At 42.8% G+C, this 10,020-nt stretch carries 7 protein-coding genes and 1 pseudogene; 6 read left to right on the forward strand and 2 right to left on the reverse strand.

What is annotated here, in order from left to right; translation table 11 throughout:
* The first annotated feature begins 45 nt into the window (after nt 1-45).
* The 3 genes from thrC (at nt 46) to ctpB (ending at nt 3,973) form a co-directional block, all read left to right on the forward strand.
* Nucleotides 46-1,350, forward strand: a complete 1,305-nt coding sequence (gene thrC, locus F6K57_RS23160; protein ID WP_293027792.1) for a threonine synthase — start codon at nt 46-48, stop codon at nt 1,348-1,350.
* A 235-nt stretch (nt 1,351-1,585) separates the two neighbouring features.
* Entirely contained in the window at nt 1,586-1,861 is a 276-nt protein-coding gene (locus F6K57_RS23165) for a MoaD/ThiS family protein (RefSeq protein WP_293027789.1), read from the forward strand.
* A 789-nt stretch (nt 1,862-2,650) separates the two neighbouring features.
* Nucleotides 2,651-3,973, forward strand: a complete 1,323-nt coding sequence (ctpB, locus tag F6K57_RS23170) for a carboxyl-terminal processing protease CtpB (RefSeq protein ID WP_293027786.1) — start codon at nt 2,651-2,653, stop codon at nt 3,971-3,973.
* 700 nt (nt 3,974-4,673) lie between these two features.
* Here the strand turns inward: ctpB and F6K57_RS23175 are convergent.
* Entirely contained in the window at nt 4,674-4,928 is a 255-nt protein-coding gene (locus F6K57_RS23175) for a hypothetical protein (RefSeq protein WP_293070889.1), read from the reverse strand.
* 558 nt (nt 4,929-5,486) lie between these two features.
* On the opposite strand from F6K57_RS23175, the gene F6K57_RS23180 reads away from it, so the two are divergent.
* Nucleotides 5,487-7,922 carry a tetratricopeptide repeat protein gene (locus F6K57_RS23180; RefSeq protein WP_293070891.1) on the forward strand — a complete coding sequence of 812 codons (2,436 nt, stop codon included), beginning with the start codon at nt 5,487-5,489 and terminating at the stop codon, nt 7,920-7,922.
* Between the two features lie 442 nt (nt 7,923-8,364).
* On the opposite strand, the gene F6K57_RS23185 is transcribed toward F6K57_RS23180, so the two are convergent.
* The gene (locus F6K57_RS23185; protein ID WP_293035690.1) at nt 8,365-8,778 is read right to left on the reverse strand and encodes a peptide chain release factor 1; all 414 of its coding nucleotides are present in this window, start codon (nt 8,776-8,778) and stop codon (nt 8,365-8,367) included.
* 70 nt (nt 8,779-8,848) lie between these two features.
* Here F6K57_RS23185 and F6K57_RS23190 point away from each other — a divergent pair, with 70 nt between their 5' ends.
* Entirely contained in the window at nt 8,849-9,766 is a 918-nt protein-coding gene (locus F6K57_RS23190) for a histone deacetylase (RefSeq protein ID WP_293070893.1), read from the forward strand.
* 135 nt (nt 9,767-9,901) lie between these two features.
* Nucleotides 9,902-10,020, forward strand: a pseudogene (locus F6K57_RS23195) (putative glutamate--cysteine ligase); the annotation flags it as partial.

The raw sequence follows: 10,020 nt of genomic DNA on the forward strand, positions 1-10,020 counted from the left end.
AGTCTTGACGGAACGTAATTAGAGAGCGTAATTAGAGATATACCCATGAGCCAAGCCACAATTACTCCCAAAACCCAGGCATCTACCGCATTTACCAAATTGAAGTGTAAAGAGTGTGGTGCGGAGTATGAGCCCAAGGCAATGCACGTTTGTGAGGAATGCTTTGGTCCGTTGGAAGTAAAATATGACTACGGTACCCTCAGAAGCCATGTAACCCGGCAGAGCATTGAGGCAGGTCCGAAATCGATCTGGCGCTATCGTTCTTTCTTACCCCTTGCTACTGATAACTATATTGATGTGGGTACAGGAATGACTCCCTTAGTCAAATCGACTCGGTTGGCTAGACGCTTAGGGTTAAAAAATCTCTACATTAAAAATGATGCTGTCAACATGCCCACCCTCAGCTTCAAAGACCGGGTGGTATCAGTAGCTCTAAGTAGAGCAAGGGAGTTAGGCTTCTCAACGGTATCCTGTGCTAGTACTGGAAACTTAGCGAATTCTACTGCTGCGATCGCAGCCCATGCTGGACTCGACTGCTGCGTGTTTATCCCTGCTGACCTGGAAGCGGGTAAAGTGATGGGCACTCTGATTTACAACCCCACATTAATGGCAGTCAAAGGCAACTACGACCAAGTCAACCGCCTCTGTTGTGAAGTAGCCAACACCCACGGTTGGGGATTTGTGAACATTAACCTACGTCCCTACTACTCAGAAGGCTCTAAAACTCTGGGCTTTGAAGTCGCTGAACAACTAGGTTGGCAACTACCGGATCATATTGTTGCTCCCTTGGCATCAGGTTCCCTATACACCAAAATCTACAAAGGCTTCCAAGAATTCATCAAAGTCGGTCTAGTAGAAGATAAATCAGTGCGCTTCAGTGGTGCTCAAGCAGAAGGTTGCTCCCCGATCGCTCAAGCTTTCAAAGAAGGACGGGACTTTATTACTCCAGTCAAGCCGAACACTATTGCTAAATCTATTGCGATTGGAAACCCAGCCGACGGCATCTACGCTTTAGAAATAGCTAAGAAAACTAACGGAAACATTGAATCCGTGACTGATGCAGAAGTTATCGAAGGGATGAAGTTGCTAGCAGAAACCGAAGGAATCTTCACAGAAACTGCAGGAGGTACTACAATTGCTGTACTCAAGAAGTTGGTAGAAGCTGGTAAAATTGACCCCGATGAAACTACAGTAGCCTACATCACTGGTAATGGCTTGAAGACCCAAGAAGCAGTTCAAGGTTATGTGGGTGAACCTTTGGTAATTGAACCAAAACTAGACAATTTCGAGCAAGCATTAGAGCGGGCTAACACCCTAGACCGTCTGGAATGGCAGCAAGTTTTAGTTTAAGCAGTCAGCAGTCAGCAATCAGCAGTCAGCAGTCAGCAGTCAGCAATCAGCAGTCAGCTATCATCTGATTTTATTCAAAAGCATCGATCTAGTAGCGTGGCACAGGCTTCTAGCCTGTGATAACCCATAAGCTGATAACTGATAGCTGATAACTGATAGCTGATAGCTGATTGCTGATAGCTGATGGCTTACCATTCAACCTTCAAAATTGAGAATTCAAAGCAAGATATTGATTATGGCTGTAAAAGTTTTAATTCCTACTCCTTTACAAAAATATACCCAAGAGCAAGCAACAGTAGAATGCGAGGGAACGAATGTTTCTGAACTGATCGAATCCCTGGAAAGTAATTGTCCTGGCATTAAACAACGACTGTGCGATGAGCAGGGTAAACCCCGTCGATTTTTGAATCTCTACGTGAACGGGGAAGATATCCGCTTGTTGGACAATACAGAAACAAAACTCAACAATGGGGATGAAGTGAGTATTGTCACAGCTGTTGCTGGTGGTTAGACAGATACTCAGCACTCAGCACTCAGCACTCAGCAGTTGGCCATTCGCCTTGGTCTTTTGGCCACGCTACGGGAATGGCTTATAGCTTACTGCTTAAAAGATAGAGTAATTTTCAGTAACCTTTGAGCAATATTGCTTATCCTTTCAAGACAATAGGCATGCTAGCAATAGGCAATAGTGATGCAGCCGCTAATGGGATTAACCCCCTTAGGTCTGCGCTGCATCCCGACTCGCGACTCCCTCGGTGCGCTTGACTCCTGATCGGGGAACCTGAGCTGGGCTCTAAATCAGTGAATATTTTGCTGCCGCGATGGCAGTCTGTGTCCCCACAGCAGTTCAGTTCTGTAACTGGCACAACGGCAGTCTGCTATAGTTGCTGGATTTCAGTATATTAAAATTATATTATTAAATCGTATATTAAAAACTATAGCCTCTAGAGTAACTTAGTGACTAAAACTTGGTGAGTGAAACTTGGTGAGTGAAACTTAGTGAGTGAAACTTAGTGAGTGAAACTTGGTGAGTGAAACTTGGTGAGTAAAACTTGGTGAGTAAGTTCGCGGTATTAGCCGACAGACGAATATTCCTTTAGTATATCAGATCAGAAACTAAAACTATAAAATAATTTTTTTTCGTTATTATCATCAGTAGGATTAGTAGTAATAGCTAGGTAGTCTCAGTAGCTCATAGCCATGGGCAATCCTAGAGCTGGTTAACAAAAACCTCAATAATGGTTGAATTTATAAAACACTAAATAGATTAAGTAATTAAGTAGTTTGCCGCCTTATATCCATGAGACAATCCCTGAAAAACTTCCCCCGACTCAAACGTGTTCTTTTCACTGGAGCGATCGCAACCACAGCAGTTTGGTCTTGGGCAACACCGATTAATGGTAGCTCTGTGGTTGTAGCATTTCAGGATAGCCCCAAAACAATTGTTGATGAAGTTTGGCAAACTGTAAATCGGGAATATGTCGATAACACCTTTAACCAAGTTGACTGGCAAGCGACTAGGCACGAACTCCTCAGCAGAAGCTACGCTTCAAAGGAAGAAGCCTATAAAGCGATTCGGAAAGCCCTAAAAACCTTAGAAGACCCCTACACCCGCTTTTTAGAGCCAGAAAAGTTCCAAGCCTTGACAAACCAAACCGTTGGTGAACTGTCTGGTGTAGGTATTCGCATGGAAATAGAAAAGCAGACCGAGACCCCGTTGATCATTGAACCGATTGAAAATTCCCCAGCGTTTAAGGCAGGTATTAAAGCTGGGGATAGGATTTTAGCTGTAGATAGCAAATCTACGAAAGGGTTAAGTCTCGAAGATGCGTCGGGACTAATCCGGGGTAAAGTGGGAACATCAGTGACTTTGCGGATTGCTCGACCAGGACAGGGAATCTTTGAGATACAACTAACCCGAGCTCAGATAGAAATCCCCTCTGTTCGTTACAGCGTCAAGCAAGAAGGGAATCTGCGAGTGGGTTATATTAGCTTAAATGAATTTAGTTCCCATGCAGCTGAACAAATGCAACGGGCAATTAGGAACCTAAATCAGCAGAAGGTGAATGCTTATGTCCTAGATCTGCGGGGAAATCCAGGCGGATTGCTTTTTTCGAGTATTGAAATTGCCCGGATGTGGATGCAAGAGGGAGAAATTGTTAGCACTATAGACCGGATCGGTGGTAAACAGGCATACACCGCTAATCGAACGGCCTTGACCAATCTGCCCTTAGCGATTCTAGTGGATGGTAACTCGGCTAGTGCTAGTGAGATTCTAACTGGTGCTCTCAAAGATAACAAACGCGCTACTGTTATCGGTTCTCGGACCTTTGGTAAAGCCGCTGTCCAGTCTGTCCATGCCTTATCCGATGGTTCAGGTTTAACGGTGACTGTCTCTCGTTACTACCTACCCAGTGGTGAAGATATTAGTTTAAAAGGAATTGTGCCCGATATTCGCCAAGAGTTGACCCTTGAGCAACGGCAACAGCTATCTCGTCAACCGGGATGGCGTGGCACTAGCAAGGATCCTCAATACGGAAAAGCGATCGCAGTTTTAAAATCAACTACTCCCTCTCAGGCTGAAACCCTAAGTCAACCCATAAACTCAGGTAGGGTCTGGTAGAATTAAGAATTAAGAATTGAGAATGAAGAATTAAGAATTAAGAATTGAGAATTGAGAATTGAGAATTGAGAATTAAGAATTGAGAATTGAGAATTGAGAATTGAGAATTGAGAATTGAGAATTGAGAATTGAGTTCCTTCTACATTCTACATTCTACATTCTACATTCTACATTCTACATTCTACATTCTACATTCTTCATTCTTTAGATGATATCAGTGACTCGATCAAGACAGTTGTTTATCAACTAGTACTTATTTCGTACGTATTCAATACTCTCACTAATCCCACCAGAGAAAGGCAAACAGAGGGAAGTGTGGGAAAATCGGGAAATGGAAAAATGGAGAAATACCAGATATTGTTATTAACGCTAATTTCGATATCATAACCTTTAACCTTAAACCTTCTAACCTTCAACCTTTAATAACCTTAAACCTTCTAACCTTAAACCTTCTAACCTTCAACCTTTAATAACCTTAAACCTTCTAACCTTCAACCTTCTAACCTTCAACCTTCTAACCTTCTAACCTTAAACAAAAAAAAATAGCCGCAGAAAACCTTCCACGGCTAGGATTTTTTAGTTATGCCTCAACTTTCTAAACCAATCCAGAAATGATCCCATAGGATTGACCAAAGGTCACGCTACGTGAACAAAACTGATACTTTGGCCAGGGGGGTTACCCCCCCTATAATTTAATAGTTTAACCTAAATTTAAATACTTGGTCATCATGGTGATGAATTCGCCAGGAATTCCAGTCGGCTGAAGGGGGCTCCACTCGGAGATTTCGGCGTAACCCCGTGCATAAAGGGTATGCATGGTGTTGTTTATTGCCCGGCGAGACCCCTTCAAAATGTGCTTAATGGGGTATTTTTTTTGGGAAGGTTCCTGAGGAGTATTACTAGGATTGATATCCTCAGGATTGTTTTGTGGATCTGGGCGAAAGTTGTCAGGCATAATTCAAAATTGCTCTTGAAGCTTACAAATATAATCATAACTATTATGAATTTAATTGTCAAGGGTTTGTAGGATTTTTTTTTGAGGAGTAATTCGAAGAAAATGTAGAATTAAGAATGTAGAATTAAGAATTTAGTGCGTAGGGTGCGTTAGGGGCTGGCTCGCCTTTTAACTTTGTAGCTACTATTGGGATAGCCCGCCCCGTAACGCACCATCAAGTATAAGTTATAATCGCAAACGGGATACATAGTAAAAATGTTAGCGTTCCTTTTTTTTGTGGATTTAATTTACTGATAGCCTTGGAAACAGGAAATAAAAAAATCAACTATATCCGATAAGTTGTTTTAGGTATATAAAATGAATTATGATATTTTTTTACCCGACTCCCTGTATTTTTTTTGTTAGACTAAATCAAGATTGAATTTTATGGACATAAAAATAATACAATATAGTTAACTATATTTTTTAACTGATTCAACAAGTTTGGAAAAAACCTGAGATCACAGCCAGGTAATGATTAGTTGCTTACATCTGACTGACGTTAACTAGCAAAGATTTATGAACCGGGCAGTTATATTAACCGCTATTCCTGTTGAATACATTGCTGTTAAGGCTCATTTGAGCAATCTTCAAGAGGAAGAACATGAACAAGGGACAGTTTATGAACTAGGACAGTTTTCAGATAATGGTAAGTCCTGGGAAGTAGGAATTGTTGAGATTGGTCCAGGAAATACCAGAGCAGCAATGGAAACAGAAAGAGCGATCGCTTACTTCGATCCTGATGTTGTTCTGTTTGTAGGAGTAGCTGGAGGCATTAAAGATGTCAAACTCGGTGATGTGGTAGCTGCTACCAAAGTATATGGTTATGAATCTGGCAAAATCACACTAGAATTTGAACCTAGACCAGATGTAGGAGAAGCATCCTATAAGCTGATTCAACGAGCGAGAGCAGAAGCCAAAAAATCAGATTGGTTAGAAAGACTAACATCTGTTGACTCTACGGTTGACTCCCCTAGGGTTTTAGTCGCACCGATCGCCGCTGGGGAAAAAGTAGTTGCTTCAAAGAACTCCAGTACTTTTAAGTTATTGCAGAAGAACTATGGTGATGCAGTAGCAGTGGAAATGGAAGGAAGTGGTTTGCTTCAAGCTGCTCATGCTAATCACCAGGTATCGGCACTGATTATTCGTGGTATTTCTGATTTAATCGATAGCAAGAGTGAAGCCGATGCTGCTGGTTGGCAAGAAATAGCTGCACAGAATGCCAGTGCCTTTGCGTTTGAAATTCTGGCAAAGTTAACTATACCGATTGCACCGGGAAGAAAAAAAAAATTAAATTCTCCCACTAACATTGCTAATCGTGGCACTCCCTACTTTGTGGGTAGAGACGATCAACTTGAGCAGCTCCATCAGGAACTTCAACAGACCGATCGATTAGCAATTTGTGCCATTGCCGGAATGGGCGGTGTGGGCAAAACCGAATTAGCTCTACAATATGCTCTAAGTTATCAGGATAACTACCCTGGTGGTAGGTGCTGGTTTCCAGTGCGCGGGCTAGATCTGGGGAATCAAATTGTTAGTTTTGGGCGTACGGAATTAGGATTAACTATTCCAGATGAACTAGAGTTCAACGAGCAGGTAAGATACTGCTGGAGACATTGGCCAGAAGGAACAGTATTGATCGTGCTGGATGATGTCGCTTCTTTCAGCAATGACTACCAACAAACAATTAAACCCTATTTACCTCCAGCTGAATCCCGGTTCAAAGTACTGGTCACCAGTCGTCAGCGTCCAGGGGCTTCTTACCGACGAATTGACTTGGATGTACTATCCCCAGAGGCAGCATTAGAATTATTACGTAAGCTTGTTGGAAAAGAGCGCATTGAGAAAGAACTAACCGAAGCAGAAGCGTTATGTAAATGGTTGGGGTATTTGCCTTTGGGTTTGGAGTTAGTCGGACGATATTTAGATCTACATCCGACCTTAACCATTGCTAAAGTTCAGAAACGTTTAGAGAAAAAGAAATTAGCAGCTAAGGCATTACTTGATCCCACAGAAGAAGGGGAAATGACAGCCCAGTTGGGAGTAGCAGCAGCCTTTGAGTTATCTTGGGAAGATTTGAAAGATTGTCCAGAAGCCCAGCAGTTGGGATGTCGTCTGAGTCTGTTTGCTCAAGCTCCTTTTGAGTGGTCACTGGTAGAGAAGTGTGTTATCGAAACTGAAGATGAGGATGACTGGGAAGAAGCACAAGAAGACTTGGAAGAATTACGCGATCGCGTAGCGTGGCCTACGGCCAATCGCTCTTTGATCAATCGTAATCTGTTGCAACTGACTGAACAGCAAACCTATCAACTCCATCCACTAATTCGAGAATTTTTCCTGACCAAGCTGGCTCAATTACCAGAGGCCGACTCCTATAAGGAAAGCTTTTGTCAAACAATTGTGGCTGTGGCAAAAGAAATTTCTTATACACCAACTCGCGATCAGATTTCAGCAGTTAGCCCGGCCATCCCTCATTTAGCAGAAGTTGCCACAGTCTTAACTGACTGGCTCAGGGATGAAGATTTAATAGAGCCCTTTACTGGCTTAGGAAGATTCTCTGAGGGTCAAGGTACCTATGATCAGGCTGAACCCTGGTATGAGAAATGTTTAGAGATAACCAGAAGCCGCCTGGGAGAAGAACATCGCGATGTAGCCACTAGTCTAACCTACCTGGCAAATCTCTACCAAGCTCAGGGGCGTTACCATGAAGCCGAACCCCTCTTTGTCCAGGCTTTGGACATGTATAAGCAGCTGCTGGGTGAAGACCATTATGATGTAGCCAGTAGTCTCAACAACCTGGCAAATCTCTACAAAGCTCAGGGGCGTTACCATGAAGCGGAACCCCTCTTTTTCCAGGCTTTGGAGATTGCAGAACAGAAGTTAGGGTCAAATAATCCTAATACTATAAACTGTCGTAATAATCTAGAAAGTTTGCGCTATAACTTGTCACAGTAATCAGTATATAGAATGTAGAATTAAGAATTAAGAATTAAGAATTAAGAATTAAGAATTAAGAATTGAGAATTGACAATAACAAGGTACAATGCAAAATTTCTAAGATAGAAGGTAGAAGATCTAAGATAGAAGGTATAGCAGTCGTAGTAAAGCTTAACACATAATATTTCTGCTCCCTTTCAAACAAAATACTTTGTCCTAAACTATAATTCGGTTGCTATAAATTATTCATTCTAAGAGGATATCTGAAAAGTTTTTTGATACTGAATTTTGCCCCCCTAGCCCCCCAATTCTGGGGGGAACAAGAATCAATTTGCGGCTAAAAGTCCCCCAAAATTGGGGGATTTAGGGGGCTTTGATGTAGCAAATGATACTTCTCAGACAACCTCTAAATTCTCCATTCTAAATTCTAAATTCTAAATTCTAAATTCTAAATTTCCAACTAATTCCAATAACGCCAGTAAGGACGACCTTTCCAAAAGACCCCTAGGATTACTCCAATCACAGCATTCATGGAAAACCCAACTAACCCAAAAGGGATGGGAAGTTGGGACTTGAGCAATAAACCGACGATAAGGCACAACACTAAAGCCCAGAGACTAGAGGTCTTCAGGAATACCTGGGACTGCCAACGTTCACAAATATAAACTCCTAACACCCCAACTCCTATAGCCGCAGCCATAAACCAGATGATTGCTAGGGGTCTAGAAAATAGTAGCAGACGGAAAGTTTCTGATTGAGTCAAGACCCATATCAATAAGTTCTCTAGAGCAACTACCAGCACAGTGGTCAAAGCAGCTACTTTCGACAGAGGTAGCCAAGGCTGTTGCTTAAAAGTATTCCAAGGGTCATTCATGCTATGCTTCCTTTGACTTGGTTGATGATTATAAAAAAAAGTGTAGCGAGCTGGAAAACCCTGTCTGATCATGAACTTGCCAATCGTCTATCACCAGGACTATGTCGCACCTCTGCCAGACGGGCATCGCTTTCCCATGCCTAAATTTGGGAAACTCTACCAACTACTGCTACAAGAAGGCATTGCCACTCCTCAACAATTCCACACTCCAGACCTTCCCCCACTCGATTGGCTCCACCTGGTTCACACCCCCGCCTATGTTCAAGCTTACTGTCAAGGTACCCTTGACCCGAAAGCTGTGCGACGCATTGGCTTACCTTGGAGTCCAGCGTTAGTAAAGCGAACTTGTACTGCCGTAGGTGGCACGATTCTCACCGCTAAACTCGCCCTGAGTCAAGGGTTAGCCTTCAATACTGCTGGTGGTACCCATCATGCTTTTCCCAATTATGGCTCAGGGTTTTGTATCTTTAATGATTTAGCGATCGCATCCCGTGTCCTCCAACAACTGGGACTAGTTCAGAAAATTTTAATTGTTGACCTAGATGTCCACCAAGGAGACGGTACCGCCTTTATCTTCCAAAACGACCACAGTGTCTTCACCTTTTCCATGCACTGTGAAGTCAATTTCCCTAGCAAGAAACAAAAAAGTGACTTAGACGTTCCCCTACCAGAGGGAATAGATGATGATGCCTATCTACAAACTCTAGCCAAGTATCTTCCGGACTTACTCTCAGGATTCAAACCCAATTTAGTCCTCTACGATGCTGGAGTTGACCCCCATGTAGAAGACCACTTGGGCAAATTAGCCTTGACCGACACAGGAATCTACCGTCGGGATATCCAAGTGTTGAGTACCTGTGTAGCAGCGGGCATCCCAGTCGCTAGTGTTATTGGTGGTGGCTACGGAAATGATTTCGATGCCCTGATCTATCGCCACTCTTTACTTTACCGTGCTGCTCTCAAGGTCTATCGCCAGTTTAAGCTTTAATGGCAAACTAAAGACAGAGGAATTCTTTGGTCGTTATTGATAGGATTGATAGCTAGATAAGGTAGATAAACTCCCTAGAGCTACGGCCAACGCTACACCCGATTCCCAATTTACCATTCCCCATTAGAAAAAACTGTGCTGCTATCCAAAGGCTTTGAAGTAGAAATGTATACCGGCACTCCCGAAGGGGATATTGTCGGTTTTTCCGATCAGATTGTTGCATCCCTCGACGGATTTGTCCGAGAGCCAGATCA

Origin of the sequence: Moorena sp. SIO4A5, from assembly GCF_010672005.1 — a bacterium.
GTDB lineage: Bacteria > Cyanobacteriota > Cyanobacteriia > Cyanobacteriales > Coleofasciculaceae > Moorena.

Bases quoted from the DNA above. Each gene is read 5' to 3' on its own strand.
- F6K57_RS23175 (WP_293070889.1), bottom strand. From the start codon at position 4,928: ATGCCTGACAACTTTCGCCCAGATCCACAAAACAATCCTGAGGATATC.
- F6K57_RS23180 (WP_293070891.1), top strand. From the start codon at position 5,487: ATGAACCGGGCAGTTATATTAACCGCTATTCCTGTTGAATACATTGCT.
- thrC (WP_293027792.1), top strand. From the start codon at position 46: ATGAGCCAAGCCACAATTACTCCCAAAACCCAGGCATCTACCGCATTT.
- ctpB (WP_293027786.1), top strand. From the start codon at position 2,651: ATGAGACAATCCCTGAAAAACTTCCCCCGACTCAAACGTGTTCTTTTC.
- F6K57_RS23165 (WP_293027789.1), top strand. From the start codon at position 1,586: ATGGCTGTAAAAGTTTTAATTCCTACTCCTTTACAAAAATATACCCAA.
- F6K57_RS23185 (WP_293035690.1), bottom strand. From the start codon at position 8,778: ATGAATGACCCTTGGAATACTTTTAAGCAACAGCCTTGGCTACCTCTG.
- F6K57_RS23190 (WP_293070893.1), top strand. From the start codon at position 8,849: ATGAACTTGCCAATCGTCTATCACCAGGACTATGTCGCACCTCTGCCA.